This window comes from Sinomonas atrocyanea (genome assembly GCF_001577305.1).
GTDB classification, from domain to species: domain Bacteria; phylum Actinomycetota; class Actinomycetes; order Actinomycetales; family Micrococcaceae; genus Sinomonas; species Sinomonas atrocyanea.
Genome location: NZ_CP014518.1, coordinates 3272575 through 3289459 on the forward strand (window position 1 = coordinate 3272575; position 16885 = coordinate 3289459).

Consider the following 16885-nt stretch of genomic DNA (forward strand, 5'->3'; position numbering starts at 1 on the left):
GCCCTCCCCTGCGTGCGGCGGCGAGTACCCATCAGTACGTGACCTCCTGGGATCGCTTGCGGATAGTGCTGACCATGTCCCGCTGGTTGCCAGTCGGGCCAAGGTAGTTGAACGCGTAGGCGAGCTGGGCGTAGCCGCCGATGAGGTGGGTCGGCTTGACGAGGAGGCGGGTGGCCGAGTTGTGGATGCCACCGCGCCGGCCCGTGGCCTCCGACTTCGGCACGTCAATCGTGCGCTCCTGGGCGTGGTACACGTACACGACGCCGGTCGGCATGCGGTGGCTCACGATGGCCCGGCCGACGAACACCCCGTTGGCGTTGACGCACTCGATCCAGTCATTGTCCTCGACGCCGACCGCGGCGGCGTCGTCGGCGCTCATCCAGCAGGTGGGGCCACCGCGCGAGAGCGAGAGCATGAACAGGTTGTCCTGGTACTCGGAGTGGATCGACCACTTGCTGTGCGGCGTGAGGAACCTGACGGTGACCTCCATGCCGTCCTGTCCGAGCCGCGGCTCCCCGAACAGCCGATGCATGTCCAGTGGCGGGCGGTAGATGGGCAGGGCCTCGCCGAGGTCCCTCATCCAATCGTGGTCGAGGAAGAAGTGCATCCGGCCCGTGAGCGTGTGCCAGGGCTTGAGTCGCTCGACGTTGATGGTGAACGGCGCGTACCGGCGCCCGCCGGTCTCGGACCCGGACCACTCCGGCGACGTGATGACCGGGACCGGGGCCGCCTGGGTGTCCGCGAACCGGATGGCCTTCTCTTCGGACCCCTCAGCGAGGTCCGCGAGCCGGCGCCCGGTGCGGCGTTCGAGCTCCTTGAACCCCTGGACCGCGAGCGCGCCGTTCGTGGTCCCGGAGAAGGTCAGGATCGCCTCGGCGAGCTTCGCATCGGTGTCGATCGCCGGCAGGCCGGCCGCAACTCCGTGGGACATGACCCCGTTGGCCCGGGCGAGCCGGTTGAGGGCGTGGTCCAGCTCGAACGTGACCCCTTTGACCGTGAACCCCTTCTCCGCGGCGAGCGGGCCGATGGCCGCGATCTTCTGCCCGATCGCGGTGTAGTCGCGCTCCACGACGCTCACCTGGGGCATGGTCACGCCGGGCACGGCTGGCACGCCCGGGTCACGCCAATCGCGCACCACGCCGCCGGGCTGCGCGATCTGTCCGGGTGTGTCGTGCTGGAGCGGGACGGTGACGAGGTCGCGCCGCGTTCCGAGGTGTGTGCGTGCCAGGCGGGAGAACTCCTGGGCGAGCTGGTGGAACATGTCGAAGTCCGTCTTCGTCTCCCATGGCGGATCGATCGCAGGGCTGAAGGCGTGGACGTAGGGATGCATGTCCGTCGAGGAGAGGTCGTGCTTCTCGTACCACGTCGCGGCCGGGAAGACGATGTCGGAGAGGAGCGTCGTCGAGGTCATGCGGAAGTCTGCCGACATGAGCAGATCGAGCTTGCCCTCCGGCGTCTCCTCCCGCCAGGCCACGTCCCTCGGGTGCGGCATCTGCGACTCGAGCGCAGTGCCCATCACGCTGTGGTGGGTGCCGAGGAGGTTCTTGAGGAAGTACTCATTGCCCTTCGCGGACGAGCCCAGGAGGTTCGAGCGCCAGAGCACGAGCGTGCGGGGCCAGTTCTCCGGGGCATCGACGTCATCGATCGCTGAGTGCAGGGAGCCGCCCTTGAGCTGCGCCGCGACATAGGCGGCCTCGGACTCCGCCGCGCCGGCCTCGACGGCCGCCCGCGCCTCGTCGGCGATGTCCAGCGGGTTGCGGTCGAACTGCGGGTAGAAGGGCATCCAGCCGAGTCTGGCGGACTGCGCGATCGCGTCCGCGGTGTGCATTCCGTCGAGGTTCCCCTCGGCCAGCGGAGAGGCGAGGGACGCGGCCGAGTACCCGTCATTGCGCCACTGGCCGGTGTGCATGTACCAGTACGACGTTCCCGTCATGGTGCGCGGCGGCCGCGACCAGTCGAGCGCGTTCGCGAGGGAGACCCAGCCGGTGAGCGGCCTCGTCTTCTCCTGGCCCACATAGTGCGCCCAGCCGCCCCCGTTGCGGCCCATCGAGCCCGTGAGCAGCAGGAGCGAGAGGATCGAGCGGTAGGTCACGTCTCCGTGGAACCACTGGCAGATGCCCGCCCCCATGATCACCATCGAGCGGCCGTTGGAGTCCTCGGCATTCTTCGCGAACTCACGTGCAACCCGCAGGCACTGGGCCATGGGCACGTTGGTGATGCCTTCCTGCCACGCGGGGGTGTAGGGCACCGAGGCGTCGCCATAGCCTGTGGGCCACTCCCCCGGCAGGCCGGGACGCGCTACGCCGTACTGGGCGAGCATGAGGTCGAAGACGGTGGTGACCGTCTTGCCGGCCACCGTCCGCACGGGAACGCCGCGGCGCAGGACGGACCCCGAGCCGTCTGCCGCCTCGAAGCACGGGAACATCACCTCGGCGACTTCCGACGGCGGAGCCACCCCGCCGCCGTCGGCCGCGGACAGCAGCGGGTCGACGCTGCCGAGATCGAGGTTCCACCGGCCCTCGTCGGCGGAGTTGTAGCGGAAGCCGATCGAACCGTTGGGCACCACGGGCTCCCCGGTGCCGGCATCGAGCAGGACGGTCTTCCAGGCCGAATCGGCCTCGTGTTCATGCCCGGGCAGGTCCGCGGCAGTAAGGAACTTGCCGGGCACAAGGCCAGTGCCGTCCTGGGAGTCGACGAGGGTGATGAGGAAGGGCAGGTCGGTGTACCGCTTGGCGAAGTCGGTGAAGAACGGCACCTCACGGTCGAGATAGAACTCCTTGAGGATCACGTGCCCCATGGCCATGGCGAGCGCCGCATCTGTGCCTGCCTGCGGGGCCATCCACTCGTCGGCGAACTTCGTGTTGTCCGCGTAGTCAGGGCTGACCACCACCACCTTGGTACCGCGGTAGCGGACTTCCGTCATCCAGTGCGCGTCCGGGGTGCGGGTGACCGGGACGTTCGAGCCCCACATCATGAGGTAGGTGGAGTCCCACCAGTCCCCCGATTCCGGGACGTCGGTCTGGTCCCCGAACACCTGCGGGCTCGCGACCGGCAGGTCCGCATACCAGTCGTAGAAGCTCGTCATGACGCCGCCGATGAGCTGGATGAACCGGGTGCCGACGCAGTGGCTCACGATCGACATGGCCGGGATCGGCGAGAATCCCGAACAGCGGTCGGGCCCGTAGGCCTTGATCGTATGGACGTGGGCGGCGGCGGCGATCTCGATGGCTTCGTTCCAGCTCGCTCGCACGAGGCCGCCCTTGCCGCGGGCCTTCTGGTAGCGGCGGCGCCGCTCCGGGTCTGAGACGATGTCCGCCCATGCGGCCACCGGGTCTCGCAGCCGCTGCTTGGCCTCGCGGTACATCTCGAGCAGCGGCCCGCGCACGTAGGGGTAGCGGACGCGGGTCGGCGAGTACGTGTACCAGGAGAACGCCGCACCCCGGGGGCAGCCCCTCGGCTCGTATTCCGGCCGGTCCGGCCCCACGGAGGGGTAGTCGGTCTGCTGCGATTCCCAGGTGATGATGCCGTCCTTGACGTACACCTTCCACGAGCACGAGCCGGTGCAGTTCACCCCGTGGGTCGAACGGACCACCTTGTCGTGGCTCCACCTGTCGCGGTAGAACACGTCTCCCGCGCGCCCGCCTTCGCGGAACACCGCGCGCCCGTCGTCTGTCTCCTCCCATCGGGTGAAGAAGCGCCCCATCGCGAGCATCGCATCGGAGGCACTGCCATCGAGTCCTGGTCGGATCGGTCCGGCTGCCATGGGCCACACTCTAGGGATGCGCCGATCGGAGCGGGAAGGGGACACGGCCTAGAACATGAAAATATGCTCTATTGATGCGAATTTCTTCTCGCCTGGTGGCCGCCCAGTGAAGCGACGTCCTCGTGCCGCCGCACGTCCTCGACCGCGGCCGCTACGTTGCGCGTGAAGAGGACGAGCCATGCCAGCACGACGCCGGCGATCACGAGCTCCATCGCGGTCATGTTGTAGTACCCGAGCGGCCACCAGAGCATGACCGAGACCACGGCCGCGCCCAGCAGCGCGTAGCCCGCCGCGTAGAACGTCCGGCTCAGCCCCGGGACCCACGCCGGCGTCCGGACGAGGAGCAGCGTGAAGGCGGCTGCCATGGAGGTCGCCATGGTGTTGTGCGCCGCCATGAACACGTCCACGGGGATGAGGCCGGTGCACACGAGGAACGCCCCCATCAGCACGAGGCACGCGAGCAGCGGCCGCTCGCGTGTGGCGGGCGTGGCCAGGCCGGCCCGGCGCCGGTGTGCGTCGAGGGCGCGCAGGTCGCGTGTCATGTACTCGGCCAGGAGCGCGATCACGACCCCTGCCGTCACGAGCGTCGCGTTGAAGGCCAGCGCCACCCCGTAGTCCGCGGCCCCGAGCACGCTGAAGTTGACTTCCCACCAGTTGGAGCGGGTCGTCGTCACCATCGACGTGAGGATCCCCGCGCCCAGGAAGGTCGCGAGCAGGTTGGAGAGCACGTAGCTGTCCATGCGCGAGCCCGACTGGTACGCCGCGTAGGCCGCGAGGGCAGCCGACACGGCAGTCAGGAGGGACGCCGCGAACGCGTCCAGCGTCAGCCCGGTGAACGCGCGCTGGAAGATCTGGAAGCTGGCCCAGGCCACCATGAAGGAGATGGCCGCATGCACGAAGGCGAGCGCCACCGTGCCCAGCAGCCGCCGCCACAGGGGACGGCCGGCGAGCCAGCGCCGGTCCGGATCGGCGTACGAGCGCCGGTACGCGACCGGGAACACGATCAGCGCCGCTGCCCCCGCCACGAGCCCGGCGACCTCCCCGACGCCGTGGTCGCCCGAGAGGGCAGGCCTGCGCCCGGCGAAGGCGACGAGCGCCACGACGAGCCCGGCCAGCGCGGCCACGAGGCCGGTGGCGAGCGCCCGCGCCTCCACGGCGGTCGCCGTGGGCTCGGGCCGCAGCCGTTCGCGCGGCGGGCGCTGCGCGGACTCCGCGCCGCGGCGGTTCACCGCAGGCTCCGGTACCACTCGCCATCGTGGCCCGCGGGGCGGAAGCCGATCGCCTCGTTGATGGCTAGCATGTGCGCGTTCTCCTCGGCATTGAAGGTCACGACCTTGGCCGCCTGAGGGTACCTGGCGCGGTACTGCGCCAGGTTCGCGAGCTTGATCCACATCCCGAGGGACCGGCCGCGGTGCCCCGCCCGAACGAGGGTGTCGTCCTGGTCGGCCACGTCCTCCTTGCCGCGCCGGACCCACAGGGCCGTGTACGCGGCGAACTCCCCCGTGGCCCGGTGACGGGCCACGGCGTACAGCGGCACCGTGCCGGCCTCCGCGAGCATCGCCTCGAGCGCGGCGACGCGCTCGGCATCCCAGACCGCGGCGTCCGTCCACGACTCCCCCTGGGGCGCGTCCACGGACATGCGCGCGAACAGCTCCGCCATCCCCGCCCGGTGCTCGGGCGGGACCCCCTCCCAGGTCATGAGTTCGTACTCCGTCGAGGCCTTCGCCGAGGCCGCCGCCGCGAGGGCCGGCCACCCGCCGTCGTGCGCCGCGAGGTCCAGCGCGCTGAAGCGCACCACCTGGTTCAGCGAGAACCCGGCCGCGCGGGCGAAGCGCACCGGCCTCTCGGCTGCCCGCAGGGCGCCGGTGCCGGTCGAGGGCACCACCGCGCCGTCCTCGGCCGGGGAGCCGCCGGAGCCGGCCGGACCGGAGGCGGGGACGGGATGCTCGGTGAACGCGTCCGCGACGGTGCGGCCCCGCCGTCGTGCCTCCTCGAGGGCCGCGTCCAGCAGCGCGCGCCCCAGCCCCCGCCCCGAGAAGTCGTCCAGGACCTCGGCGCGCACCATCGCACGGTCCAGGTCCTCCTTGAGCGAGACCCGGCACCAGGCGCGCCCGGCCATCCGTCCCCCCGCACGGGCGAAGAACAGCGCCGTCTCGTCGTACGGCGAATCCCGCCAGACCCGCAACCGGTACTCCGGCGGCGAGCAGCGGTCCTCGTGCCCCCAGATCTGCCGCTGCACGGCGTCGGTGAGGCGCGAGAACTCCAGGAACTCCTCGGCCTCCGGCCCCTCGAGCCTCGAGGGCAGGCGCAGCCGCTCGATACGGTAGCCAGCGCTCATGTGCGCCAGTCTAGCCGCGCCCGCGCGTGCGGGCGGGAACGCACGAGGGCCCCCTTCCACGGGCGGGAAGGGGGCCCTCGTCAGCGGTGCGAGTGGGGCTGATCAGCCCTCGATGATCACCTTGGTGGCGTTCGGGTCGACCTGGACGCCGGGGCCGAACGTCGTGGCGACGGTGGCCTTCTGGATGTAGCGGCCCTTCGACGCGGACGGCTTGAGGCGGAGCACCTCGTCGAGCGCGGCCGCGTAGTTCTCGGCGAGCTGGCGCGCGTCGAACGAGGTCTTGCCGATGATGAAGTGCAGGTTCGAGTGCTTGTCGACGCGGAAGTCGATCTTGCCGCCCTTGATCTCGTTCACGGCCTTGGCCACGTCCGGGGTCACGGTGCCGGTCTTCGGGTTCGGCATGAGGTTGCGCGGGCCGAGGATCTTGCCGAGGCGGCCGACCTTGCCCATGAGCTCCGGGGTGGCCACGGCGGCGTCGAAGTCCGTCCAGCCGCCCTGGATGCGCTCGATCAGGTCGTCCGAGCCGACCACGTCGGCGCCGGCGGCCTCGGCCGCCGCTGCCTTGTCGCCGGTCGCGAACACGACGACGCGGGCGGTCTTGCCCGTGCCGTGCGGGAGGATGACCGTGCCGCGGACCATCTGGTCCGCCTTGCGCGGATCGACGCCGAGGCGGAACGCGACCTCAACCGTCGCGTCCGTCTTCGACGGGTTGATCTCCTTGGCCAGGGCGACGCCCTCGGCCGGGGAGTACACCTTGCCGGCCTCGATCTTCTCGGCCGCTGCCTGGTATGCCTTGCTGCGCTTTGCCATGCTGCTCTTGATCTCCTTGTGCAGGTGTGGTCATTGTGGGCCGCGCTCGGCCCTGCCACGGACGACGGCGGGACTCGCCGTGCGTCGTTGATGAATGGGGGTGAGGTCTTAGCCCTCGACGGTGATGCCCATGGAGCGGGCGGTGCCGGCGATGATCTTCTTCGCGGCCTCGACGTCGTTGGCGTTGAGGTCCTCGAGCTTGGTCTTGGCAATCTCCTCGACCTGGGCGTCGGAGAGCTTGGCGACCTTCACGGTGTGCGGGGTCGCGGAGCCCTTCTGGACGCCCGCAGCCTTCTTGATCAGCTCAGCGGCCGGCGGGGTCTTGGTGATGAAGGTGAAGGAGCGGTCCTCGTAGACCGTGATCTCCACCGGGATGACGTTGCCACGCTGGGATTCCGTCGCAGCGTTGTACGCCTTGCAGAACTCCATGATGTTGACACCGTGCTGGCCGAGCGCAGGACCGATCGGCGGGGCCGGGTTGGCGGCGCCTGCCTGGATCTGCAGCTTGATGAGGCCGGTGACCTTCTTCTTGGGAGCCAATGTAGGGTCCTTTTCTTCCTTACGCTTCCTGGAGCAGCAGGAGCGCCGCCCAGGTGGTGACCGCCATGGCGAGGCAGTCGACCGCCCCGGCACCGGTAGGCATCCGGTCCCGGGGCGAAGTCTTCAATTGTACAGACGTGGCGTCGGTGCGGCGTCCTAGATCTTCGCGACCTGGTTGAACGCGAGCGTCACGGGGGTCTCGCGCTCGAAGATCGAGACGAGGACCACGAGGGTCTGCGACTCGGGCTTGATCTCCGAGATGGTCGCCGGGAGGGTCTCGAACGGGCCCTCCTTGACGATGACGGACTCGCCGACCTCGAAGTCCACGGCGACCGGCGCGGCCTGGGCCTTCTGGCCGGCCTTGCCTGCGGCCTTCGCCTCGGCAGCCTGCTCCTGCTCGAACACCGGGGCGAGCATCGAGAAGACCTCGTCGAGGGTCAGCGGGACCGGGTTGTGGGCGTTGCCCACGAAGCCGGTGACGCCCGGGGTGTGGCGGACGGCGCCCCACGAGGCGTCGGTCAGGTCCATGCGCACCAGCACGTAGCCCGGGATGCGGACCCGGTTCACGATCTTGCGCTGGGCGTTCTTGATCTCGACGACTTCCTCCATCGGGACCTGGATCTCGAAGATGTAGTCTTCCATGTCCAGCGTCTGGATGCGGGTCTCGAGGTTCGACTTCACGCGGTTCTCGTAGCCCGCGTAGGAGTGGATGACGTACCAGTCGCCCGGCTGGCGGCGCAGCTTGGCACGGAAGTCCTCGGCGGCCTTGGCGGCGGCAGCGGCCGGGTCGATCTCCTCGGCGGCCTCCGCGCCCTCGGCGACGTCCTCGCCCGTGGAGGCGGCGTCGTCGTGCGCGGTCTCCTCGGCGACCGGAGCCTCCTCGGCCTCGGCCTCCTCAGCCGGAGCTTCCTCGGCCTCAGCTTCCTCAGCCGGAGCCTGCTCAGCCTCGTCGGAGACAACCTCGTCGTCGCCGGCCTCGTCAGGGGAAGCGGCAGGGGCAACGGGCGCAGCGGCGTCGGAGAAGGCCGGCTCGAATGCCGACTCCTCGTGCTCGGTCCCGCGATCCTCGAGCTCGTGCTCAGACACTTAGTCTCCTGCTTTCCTCGTGCGACTTACTCGTTGCGACTTAAATGGCTCATCCGCACACCCTGCCCCGTCCCGGTCTCCCGGTTCCGGGCCAGAGGTCTGCGGACCCAGGCCTAGTTGGTGGTGGACGTCCCGCCGAAGACCCAGCCGATGCCGATCCCGAAGAGGAAGTCGAGGACGAACACGACCACCATCATCACTATGACGAACCCCAGCACCACGAGCGTGTAGTTCACCAGCTCCTGACGGGTCGGCGTGACGACCTTGCGGAGCTCGCCGATCACCTGCCGGACAAAGAGCGCGATCCGGCCGAAGAAGCCAAGCTTCCTGGCCTGCTTGGGGCGGCCCGAACTGCTTGAAGCTGTTTCGGTCAACCGATTCCTCGCTCACTCGCTCTGCCCGCAGGACTTCCCCGCCGGATCCGTTCTGTGGGTGCTGGAACAGCCCGGACAAAGCCGGGCTGTGTTCCTGCGCAGGGCAGACAGGACTCGAACCTGCAACCTGCGGTTTTGGAGACCGCTGCGCTACCAATTGCGCCACTGCCCTTCGGTGGAAACCACCTGACGGCGGAATCGCCGTGGACTACCTTACCAAGGATCCTGCGGGGCCGCGCCCAGCAGCGTCCCGGCAGAGGAGACCACGCGCCGCTTCCGGCGCCGAGGATCAAGTCTACGCACAATCCCCGCCGGCGTCGAACTGGGACGGGGGCGGCCGGGGGCGGCAGGGCCCGAGCGCCTAGAGTAGGTACCACCAGCCTCCCGAGAAGAAGGATTGCCCCATGACCTCCGCCCGCGTCTCCCAGCGCATCGGATCCATCGCAGAATCCGCCACCCTGGCCGTCGACGCGAAGGCGAAGGCCCTCAAGGCCGCGGGGCGCCCCGTCATCGGCTTCGGCGCCGGCGAGCCCGACTTCCCGACCCCGCAGTACATCGTGGACGCCGCCATCGAGGCCGCCCGCCAGCCGCGCTTCCACCGGTACTCCCCCGCCGGCGGCCTGCCCGAGCTCAAGGCCGCCATCGCCGCGAAGACCAAGCGGGATTCCGGCTACGAGGCCGAGGCGTCCCAGGTGCTGGTCACCAACGGCGGCAAGCAGGCCGTCTACAACACGTTCGCGACCCTGCTCGACCCGGGCGACGAGGTGCTGCTCCCCACTCCGTACTGGACCACCTACCCCGAGTCCATCCGCCTCGCCGGCGGCGTCCCGGTCGAGGTCTTCGCCGGGCCCGAGCAGGGCTACCTCGTCACCGTGGACCAGCTCGAGGCCGCGCTCACCGAGCGCACCAAGATCCTGCTGTTCGTCTCGCCGTCCAACCCCACCGGCGCGGTGTACTCCCCCGAGCAGGTCAAGGAGATCGGCCAGTGGGCTGCCGCGAAGGGCCTGTGGGTGGTCACCGACGAGATCTACGAGCACCTCACCTACGACGGCGTGCCGTTCACCTCGATCGCGACCGCGGTCCCCGAGCTCGGGGACCGGGTCGTGATCCTCAACGGCGTGGCCAAGACGTACGCGATGACCGGCTGGCGCGTGGGCTGGATGATCGGCCCGGCCGATGTCATCAAGGCGGCTACGAACCTCCAGTCGCACGCCACGAGCAACGTCGCGAACGTCTCCCAGATGGCGGCCCTCGCCGCCGTGTCGGGCCCGCTGGACGCCGTGGAGGAGATGAAGGTCGCCTTCGACCGCCGGCGCAAGACGATGGTGAGCATGCTCTCGGCCATCGAGGGCGTGAACTGCCCGACGCCCAAGGGCGCCTTCTACGTCTACCCCGACGTCCGCGGGATCCTCGGCAAGGAGATCGCCGGCATCCGCCCGGCCACCTCGGCCGAGCTCGCGGCGCTCATCCTCGACAAGGCCGAGGTGGCGATCGTCCCCGGCGAGGCCTTCGGGCCGAGCGGGTTCGTGCGCCTCTCCTACGCGCTCGGCGACGACGACCTCGCCGAGGGTGTGGGCCGCATCCAGGAACTCCTCGGGACGGCCAAGTAGGGCTCGTCCCCTCCTGAAGCACGCCGTCGTCCGTCTGAGAGTCACCTTCTGAAAGTCACCTTCTGAGAGGCAGCTTCTGCGGGTCCACCCACAGGACGTGACCCCCAGAAGGTGACACCCAAACCCCACCCACAGGAGCTGACCCCCAGAAGATGACACCCAAACCCCACCCACAGGAGGCGACCCCCAGAAGGTGACCCCCAGGACGTGACCCCCAGGAGGTGACACCCAGACGGGGCGGGGCTACCAGATGCGGCGGTCTGCGGCCCAGCGCGAGAGCTCGTGCCGATTGGTGAGCTGGAGCTTGCGCAGCACCGCGGAGACGTGGGTCTCGACCGTCTTGACCGAGATGAACAGCTCCTTCGCGGTCTCCTTGTAGGAGTAGCCGCGGGCGATGAGCCGCATGACGTCGAGCTCGCGGGCGGAGAGCTTGTCGAGCTCGTCGTCGGCCACAGACTGGGTGCCGAACGCGTCGAGGACGAAGCCCGCGAGGCGGGGCGAGAACACGGCGTCCCCGTCCGCGACGCGCAGCACGGCGTCGGTGATCTCGCGGCCCGAGGCGGTCTTGGTGACGTAGCCGCGGGCCCCGGCGCGGATCACGGAGACCACGTCCTCGGCCGCATCGGAGACGCTGAGCGCGAGGAAGCGCACCGTCTGCAGGAGCGGCGCGCACCGCGTGAGCACCTCGCGCCCTCCCCCGCCGAGGCCGCCCGGAAGGTGGACGTCCAGGAGGACGACGCGGGGACGGAGCTGCTCGATCGCCTCGACGGCACCCTCGACCGTCCCGGCCTCGCCCACCACGCGCACGCGCTCGTCGAGGTCGGCCTTCAGCCCCGACCGGAAGATGGTGTGGTCGTCCACGATGACGACGTCCACCGGCTCCCGCCCCGATTCCGTGCTCATGTCTCCTCCGTCCTCGGCAGCCGCAGCCGCACCTCGGTGCCGTCCGGTCCGCTCACGATCGCCGCCTCGCCCCCGTGCCGGCGCATGCGCCCGACGATCGACTCCCGCACGCCCAGCCTGTCCTCCGGCACGGCCTCGAGGTCGAAGCCGGGGCCCCGGTCCTTGATGAAGACCTCCGTGGCGTCGCTGCCCGTCTCCGCATAGACCGAGACGGGGCCCGCGCCGTGGCGGACCGCGTTGAGCATCGCCTCGCGGGCGGCCTGCAGGAGGGCGTCCTGGCGGTCGCGGGCCGACGTGCCGCCGGTCCGGGTGGCCTCGGGCTCGCCGACGGTGACGACGTCGATCGGGACGCCGTGCAGGTCCTCGACCTCGCCCGCGAGCGCGGCGATCCTATCCGCGAAGGTGCCCTCGCCGCTGCGGGCATCCCGGTAGAGCCATTCGCGCAGCTCGCGTTCCTGGGCGCGGGCGAGGCGCGTCACGTCCGCCTCGCTGCCGGCGCGGCGCTGGATGAGGGCCAGGGTCTGCAGGACCGAGTCGTGCAGGTGCGCGGCGATCTCGGCCCGCTCCTCCTCCCGCACCCGCGCGGCCCGCTCCGCACCCAGCTCACGCCAGAACTTCAGGCCCCACGGCAGCAGCACGAGGGCCACCCCGGCGAGCACGGCGAACGAGGCCAGCAGCGCCATGCCCAGCACATTCCACTGGCTGCCCGACACGGCCAGGGTCACGCCTGCCACGACCAGGGCGATCCCCGCTCCGAGGCGCAGCCAGCCCGTCCAGCGCTCGGCGCCGGCGCCGCGGACGAGCCTCTCGCGCCGCGCCTCGTCCAGCTGCATCCAGGCCAGCGCCACGCCGCCGAGGATGGCGGCAACGGGCACGATCGTGTCCAGCGGCACCTGGACCCCGATGAGGGACCCGCCCAGCGCCACCGCCCCGAGGAGGAGGACGACGCCGAGCAGCACCTCGCGCGCGTACCGCGCCGCGTGCGGGGCCTGGCGGGGGGCCGCCGGCGGGAGGACCGGCTCGGACACCGCGGGCGCGATGTGCGACGCCGGGCGGCGCGCGGCCCGGCGGGCCGCCTCGGCCGCGGTGGGCACCATGACCCACAGCCAGCCGTACAGGACGATCCCCGCGCCGCCGAGGACCGCGGCGACGGCCATGATCCAGCGGACCACGTCGGTGCGCATCCCCAGGTGCCGTGCGAGCCCGGAGCACACCCCTGCGATGAGGCGGTCGTCTCCTCGTACGAGGGGAGGGCGCACGGGCACGGCGTTCATGGATCCATCCAAGCACTCCTCGGTGCCCTCAGGGGCGCCGCGGCCCCCTTCCCGGGGTCCGTTCAGGGTCCGTTCAGGGTCTCCCCCCATGGGGGCGCGCGGGGCCGGGCGGAAGGATGGGGGCATGAGCACCGATCGGTCCCCCGGCGAGCAGCCGGACCCCCTCCCGCAGCCCGGGCTTCCGCAGCCCGGCCCCGAAGCGCGGCCCACCGCGGAGGGCACCGGCTCTGCGCCCCGCCCCCTCCCGCCCCGCGGGGGCGACTTCTTCGGCTGGATCCGCGGGCTCGGCCTCGTCCGCGGCCGCGACCGCTGGATGGGCGGGGTCGCGAGCGGCCTGGCGCACCGGTGGGGCATCGACCCCATCCTGGTCCGCGGCCTCTTCATCGTCGCCGCGATCTTCCTGGGCGTCGGCGTCCTCGCCTACGGCCTCCTCTGGCTGCTCCTGCCCGAGCCCGACGGCCGCATCCATGCGCAGGAGGCAGCGCACGGGCGCTGGACGGCGGGCATGACGGGCGGCCTCATCGTCACGGTGATCGGCCTCGGCGGGGCCCGGGCGGGGTTCTGGTTCGGAGACCACGGGATCGGCGGGGCGTTCTGGGGCCTGTTCTGGGTCGCCGTCGTGGGCTTCGGGATCTACAGCATCGTGCGCGGGAGCCGGAGGCACACCGCCTCCCGGACGGCCGAGGCGCACCGGCCCGGCGGGACGGTGCCGCCGGCACCGCCGCACCCGGCGGCCGACGCGCGCCAGGACAGCCCCTTCGCTGCAGGCGTACCGAGCGCCGGTGACACCGCCTACACGAAGCCGGGGACACCGCCGTCGTACGCCGATACGTACTCGCCGCAGCCCGGCCCCGCCTACTCCGCGGCCCCCCACTACGCCGCTCCCCACTACGGCCCCTATGTCCCGGCCCCGACCGTGGTGCACCCGCCGCGGCGGCCGCGCGCCTCCGGCCCCTACGTGCTCGTGGTGCTCGGTGCGGCGGCCCTCGCGGCGGGCTCCCTCGGCGCCGTCATCGCCACCGGGGCGGTGCCGCTCGCGATGGGGACGATCTGGACCGCCATCGCGGTGGTCCTCGGCCTCGGCATCCTCGTCGCCGGCCTCCGCGGCCGCCGGGCCGGGGTCCTGACGCTGTTCGCGATCGTCGCGCTCGTCGGCAGCGCCGCCTCGCAGGGGGCCGACCGGCTCGCGAGCGTCCGCTCGAGCCAGGTCGCCTTCGCCCCCGCGAGCCTGCAGGAGGCGGCGAGGGGCTACGACGTCGCGATGGCGAGGGGCAGCCTCGACCTGTCCGGCCTCGACACCGCGCGCCCGCTCCCGTCGGAGACGCTGGTCCCCGTCAAGGCCACGATGAGCGACCTCACGATCACGGTCCCGAAGGACGTCCCCGTCGAGGTGCGCACCTCCACGACGCTCGCGGACGTCACCGCGAACGGCCGGCGCGCCACCGGCCTCAGCCGGCACGACACCACCACCTACAACTCCGGCACGTCCGGGCCCGCGCTCGTCGTCGAACTCGACGCCACCCTGAGCTCGGTCACTGTCAACGAGGAGCGCTGAGATGAGCACCCAGCAGCAGATGCGGCCGGAGGCCACCGGCCCGGCCGTCGGAACGATCGTGTGGGGAGCAGTGGTGATCGTCCTGGGAGCCCTCATGTTCGCCAACCGGCTCGGCTGGCTGACCGTCGATCCCGGATACGCCGCCGCGGGCGTCCTGCTCCTGGCCGGGCTCGGCCTCGTGGTCGGCGGCGTGCTCGCCGCGCGGCGGCGGAGGGCCCTCCCGGACGACGGCGCAGCGGTCGCCCCGGGCGGTGCCGAGCCCTCCCAGCCCGCACCGGGACCCCGTCCGAGCCCGTACGAGGACCTTGGGCCTCGCGGCGACGGCTCAGAGCGCACAGACTGAAGACCCGCAGCATCCCATCAACCCTTCACACCCTAGGGAGAGACCATGGACAAGTTCTTCGACGCGCTCCGCTCGATGGGGCTCAGGCGCGGCCCAAGGCGGATCGTCGGCGGCGTGCTCGGCGGCATCGCCGACAGGCTCAACGTCGACCCCGCCTTCGTGCGGATCGTCTTCGTCATCCTCTGCCTCCTCCCGGGGCCCGCGGTCCTCGTCTACCTTGCGGCGTGGATCGTGGTCCCCGACCAGGACGGGAGGATCATCCTCGAGGACTGGGTCCGGCCCAGGGGCATCGGCCCCGGCGGCCCCGGCCGAGGGCCCGTGGGCCCCGGCGCGGGCGGTCCCGGCGCAGGCGGTCCCGGCGCAGGCGGTCCTGCCGCGTGAGCTGATCCAGCAGCGTGAGCTGATCCGGCAGCGTGAGCTGATCCAGCGGCGGCCGCTCCATCCTGGAGCGGCCGCCGCTGCATCCTGGAGCGGCCGCCGCTGCCCTGGCCGCCGCTGCCCTGGCCGCCGAGAGGTGTCCGGGGAGCGCGCGCCGGCCCGGGCCGAAGGCCTCTGGGAGCCCTGCATCCGCCTGCCGACACTGGAGGCAGTGGGCCGGACCCACGGCTCGGAGGGACAGCATCATGAGCACGGAACAGACCCACGGGCCCGCGGGAGCCCCCTTCCCCGGCCGTCCATCGGGACAGTCGGGCGCAGACTTCTTCACGTGGGTCCGTGCCCTCGGCCTCTCCCGCGGGCCGGACCGGTGGGCGGGAGGCGTGGCGAGCGGCCTCGCCCACCGCTGGGGCGTGGATCCGATCCTGGTGCGCGGCCTGTTCGTCCTCGCGTCGGTCTTCCTCGGCGTCGGACTGCTCGTCTACGGGGTCCTGTGGCTCCTGCTCCCCGAGCCGGACGGCCGCATCTACCTCCAGCAGGCGATGCGGGGCCAATGGACCGGGGGCATGACCGGCGCCCTCATCGCCGTCGTCGTGGGCCTCGGCGGGACCCGCACGGGACTGGCGTTCGAGGCCGGCGGCGACGGCCCGCTCTGGGGGACGGTGTGGGCCCTGTTCTGGCTGGCTGTCGCGGTGCTCGTCGTGACGAGCATCGCCCGGTCGCACCGCTCGCGCAGGGCGCCCGAAGCGCGGTCCACGGCAGGGACGCCGGGGGCGCCCATGGCGTCTGCCGGAGACATGTCCGGGAGCCCCGCGCCGCACCCCGCGGCACCCCCACCGCTCTACCCGCCCCCGCCGCTGTACCCCACCGCTCCGGGCCCCGCCCCGGGTGAACCGGCGCCGTCGGCCGCGGCCCTTCCGCCGCCCGCCCTGCCGCGCCCGTACCGACTCGGGCCCGGTGGCCCCTTCACCACCGTGGTCGTCGGCCTGGCCGTCATCGTCGGCGGGCTCCTGCTGGCGTTCCAGCTCAGCGGCCACCCGCTCGTCGACCCGGCCTCGGGCGCGATCTGGGCCGCCGGCGCCGCCATCATCGGCCTGGGCATCATCGTGGCCGGCCTCCGCGGGCGCTCGGCCGGGATCCTCTCCTTCTTCGCCGTCGCCGCTCTGGCCACCGCCGCCGTCACACAGCCCGCATACCAGTTGAGCCGCTCACCGGGACCCGTCGACCTCTCCCCCACCACCCTGTCCCAGGCGACATCGGGCTATTCGGTCACCGCGGCATCGGGGCAGCTGGACCTGCGGGGGCTCGACGTCGCCGGCCCCCTGTCGGCCACCGCCGTCGTCCCGGTGGAGGCCACCATGAGCCAGCTGACGGTCACGGTCCCCAAGAACATCCCCGTGCGGGTGGAGGCGGACGCGACGATGGGCAATGTCCACTTCGGCTCGAAGTCGGTCGCCGGGCTCACGGCCCAGGACTCCGAGACCTTCAACGCGGGACAGCCGGGCTCCACGCTCGTCGTCCGCATCCACGCCACCATGAGCAACGTCGAGATCCGGCAGGAGCAATGAGATGAGCACTGACTTCGGCGCCCAGGGCGCCCGCGAGGGCGCCCCCGAACGTGGCCCGAGCGTCAGCACGATCGTGTGGGGCGCCGTCGTGGTGGCTGCCGCGGCACTCCTCGTGGCCAGCCGGCTCGGCTGGTTCACCGTCGATCCCGGAGTCGTCACCGTCGCGCTCCTCCTCGTCGCGGGCGTGGGACTCGTCATCGGCGGCGTCGTCGCGGCCAGCCGGAACCGGCGCGGCTCCGGCGGCCACACACCATCCTGACCCCCCTGCGGGGTGCCGGACCGAGCACCCGTTCGGCGGCCGTTCCGTCATGGAACGGCCGCCGCTGCGTGTGGTGTGCATCACCAA

Annotated in this window: 15 protein-coding genes and 1 tRNA gene; 6 read left to right on the plus strand and 10 right to left on the minus strand. The window is 71.5% G+C overall.

The window, feature by feature from the left end:
- Positions 1-31: 31 nt before the first annotated feature.
- The 8 genes from SA2016_RS15075 to SA2016_RS15110 all read right to left on the minus strand — a co-directional run bounded on the left by SA2016_RS15075 (position 32) and on the right by SA2016_RS15110 (position 9083).
- Positions 32-3763, minus strand: a complete 3732-nt coding sequence (locus SA2016_RS15075; protein WP_066499585.1) for a nitrate reductase subunit alpha — start codon at positions 3761-3763, stop codon at positions 32-34.
- A 68-nt stretch (positions 3764-3831) separates the two neighbouring features.
- Positions 3832-4992, minus strand: a complete 1161-nt coding sequence (locus SA2016_RS15080; RefSeq protein WP_066499588.1) for a hypothetical protein — start codon at positions 4990-4992, stop codon at positions 3832-3834.
- Complete coding sequence (locus SA2016_RS15085) at positions 4989-6101, minus strand: GNAT family N-acetyltransferase (RefSeq protein WP_066499591.1); 1113 nt, start codon at positions 6099-6101, stop codon at positions 4989-4991. Before SA2016_RS15085 ends, SA2016_RS15080 begins: the two co-directional genes overlap by 4 nt.
- A 102-nt stretch (positions 6102-6203) precedes the next feature.
- Positions 6204-6911, minus strand: coding sequence for a 50S ribosomal protein L1 (rplA, locus tag SA2016_RS15090; protein ID WP_066499593.1), 708 nt, complete (start codon positions 6909-6911; stop codon positions 6204-6206).
- 108 nt (positions 6912-7019) lie between these two features.
- Positions 7020-7451 carry a 50S ribosomal protein L11 gene (rplK, locus tag SA2016_RS15095; protein ID WP_066499596.1) on the minus strand — a complete coding sequence of 144 codons (432 nt, stop codon included), beginning with the start codon at positions 7449-7451 and terminating at the stop codon, positions 7020-7022.
- Positions 7452-7607: 156 nt separating this feature from the next.
- Positions 7608-8537, minus strand: a complete 930-nt coding sequence (nusG, locus tag SA2016_RS15100) for a transcription termination/antitermination protein NusG (RefSeq protein ID WP_066499598.1) — start codon at positions 8535-8537, stop codon at positions 7608-7610.
- A 113-nt stretch (positions 8538-8650) separates the two neighbouring features.
- Entirely contained in the window at positions 8651-8911 is a 261-nt protein-coding gene (gene secE / locus SA2016_RS15105; RefSeq protein WP_066499600.1) for a preprotein translocase subunit SecE, read from the minus strand.
- 99 nt (positions 8912-9010) lie between these two features.
- Positions 9011-9083, minus strand: a tRNA-Trp gene (locus SA2016_RS15110).
- A 232-nt stretch (positions 9084-9315) separates the two neighbouring features.
- Here SA2016_RS15110 and SA2016_RS15115 point away from each other — a divergent pair.
- Entirely contained in the window at positions 9316-10521 is a 1206-nt protein-coding gene (locus tag SA2016_RS15115) for a pyridoxal phosphate-dependent aminotransferase (RefSeq protein WP_066499608.1), read from the plus strand.
- A gap of 243 nt (positions 10522-10764) precedes the next feature.
- On the opposite strand, the gene SA2016_RS15120 is transcribed toward SA2016_RS15115, so the two are convergent.
- Together SA2016_RS15120 and SA2016_RS15125 are read right to left on the minus strand one after the other, a co-directional pair.
- Positions 10765-11424, minus strand: a complete 660-nt coding sequence (locus SA2016_RS15120; RefSeq protein ID WP_066499609.1) for a LuxR C-terminal-related transcriptional regulator — start codon at positions 11422-11424, stop codon at positions 10765-10767.
- Positions 11421-12698 carry an ATP-binding protein gene (locus SA2016_RS15125; RefSeq protein WP_066499611.1) on the minus strand — a complete coding sequence of 426 codons (1278 nt, stop codon included), beginning with the start codon at positions 12696-12698 and terminating at the stop codon, positions 11421-11423. Before SA2016_RS15125 ends, SA2016_RS15120 begins: the two co-directional genes overlap by 4 nt.
- A 124-nt stretch (positions 12699-12822) precedes the next feature.
- Between SA2016_RS15125 and SA2016_RS15130 the strand changes: the two genes are divergently transcribed.
- From SA2016_RS15130 to SA2016_RS15150, 5 genes are all read left to right on the plus strand, one after another.
- Positions 12823-14253, plus strand: a complete 1431-nt coding sequence (locus SA2016_RS15130; RefSeq protein ID WP_066499614.1) for a PspC domain-containing protein — start codon at positions 12823-12825, stop codon at positions 14251-14253.
- A gap of 1 nt (position 14254) precedes the next feature.
- Entirely contained in the window at positions 14255-14596 is a 342-nt protein-coding gene (locus SA2016_RS15135; protein ID WP_066499620.1) for a hypothetical protein, read from the plus strand.
- Positions 14597-14641: 45 nt separating this feature from the next.
- Positions 14642-14977, plus strand: coding sequence for a PspC domain-containing protein (locus SA2016_RS15140; protein WP_084249570.1), 336 nt, complete (start codon positions 14642-14644; stop codon positions 14975-14977).
- A gap of 242 nt (positions 14978-15219) precedes the next feature.
- Positions 15220-16539: a PspC domain-containing protein gene (locus SA2016_RS15145; RefSeq protein ID WP_066499627.1), complete on the plus strand. Its 1320-nt coding sequence runs from the start codon at positions 15220-15222 to the stop codon at positions 16537-16539.
- Between the two features lies 1 nt (position 16540).
- Entirely contained in the window at positions 16541-16798 is a 258-nt protein-coding gene (locus SA2016_RS15150) for a hypothetical protein (protein WP_066499628.1), read from the plus strand.
- The last annotated feature ends 87 nt before the right edge of the window (positions 16799-16885 follow it).

Excerpts from the sequence above, each read along its gene's own strand:
- SA2016_RS15075 (WP_066499585.1), bottom strand. The coding sequence starts at position 3,763 with ATGGCAGCCGGACCGATCCGACCAGGACTCGATGGCAGTGCCTCCGAT.
- SA2016_RS15085 (WP_066499591.1), bottom strand. The coding sequence starts at position 6,101 with ATGAGCGCTGGCTACCGTATCGAGCGGCTGCGCCTGCCCTCGAGGCTC.
- rplA (WP_066499593.1), bottom strand. The coding sequence starts at position 6,911 with ATGGCAAAGCGCAGCAAGGCATACCAGGCAGCGGCCGAGAAGATCGAG.
- SA2016_RS15115 (WP_066499608.1), top strand. The coding sequence starts at position 9,316 with ATGACCTCCGCCCGCGTCTCCCAGCGCATCGGATCCATCGCAGAATCC.
- SA2016_RS15120 (WP_066499609.1), bottom strand. The coding sequence starts at position 11,424 with ATGAGCACGGAATCGGGGCGGGAGCCGGTGGACGTCGTCATCGTGGAC.
- SA2016_RS15125 (WP_066499611.1), bottom strand. The coding sequence starts at position 12,698 with ATGAACGCCGTGCCCGTGCGCCCTCCCCTCGTACGAGGAGACGACCGC.
- SA2016_RS15130 (WP_066499614.1), top strand. The coding sequence starts at position 12,823 with ATGAGCACCGATCGGTCCCCCGGCGAGCAGCCGGACCCCCTCCCGCAG.
- SA2016_RS15135 (WP_066499620.1), top strand. The coding sequence starts at position 14,255 with ATGAGCACCCAGCAGCAGATGCGGCCGGAGGCCACCGGCCCGGCCGTC.
- SA2016_RS15140 (WP_084249570.1), top strand. The coding sequence starts at position 14,642 with ATGGACAAGTTCTTCGACGCGCTCCGCTCGATGGGGCTCAGGCGCGGC.
- SA2016_RS15145 (WP_066499627.1), top strand. The coding sequence starts at position 15,220 with ATGAGCACGGAACAGACCCACGGGCCCGCGGGAGCCCCCTTCCCCGGC.
- SA2016_RS15150 (WP_066499628.1), top strand. The coding sequence starts at position 16,541 with ATGAGCACTGACTTCGGCGCCCAGGGCGCCCGCGAGGGCGCCCCCGAA.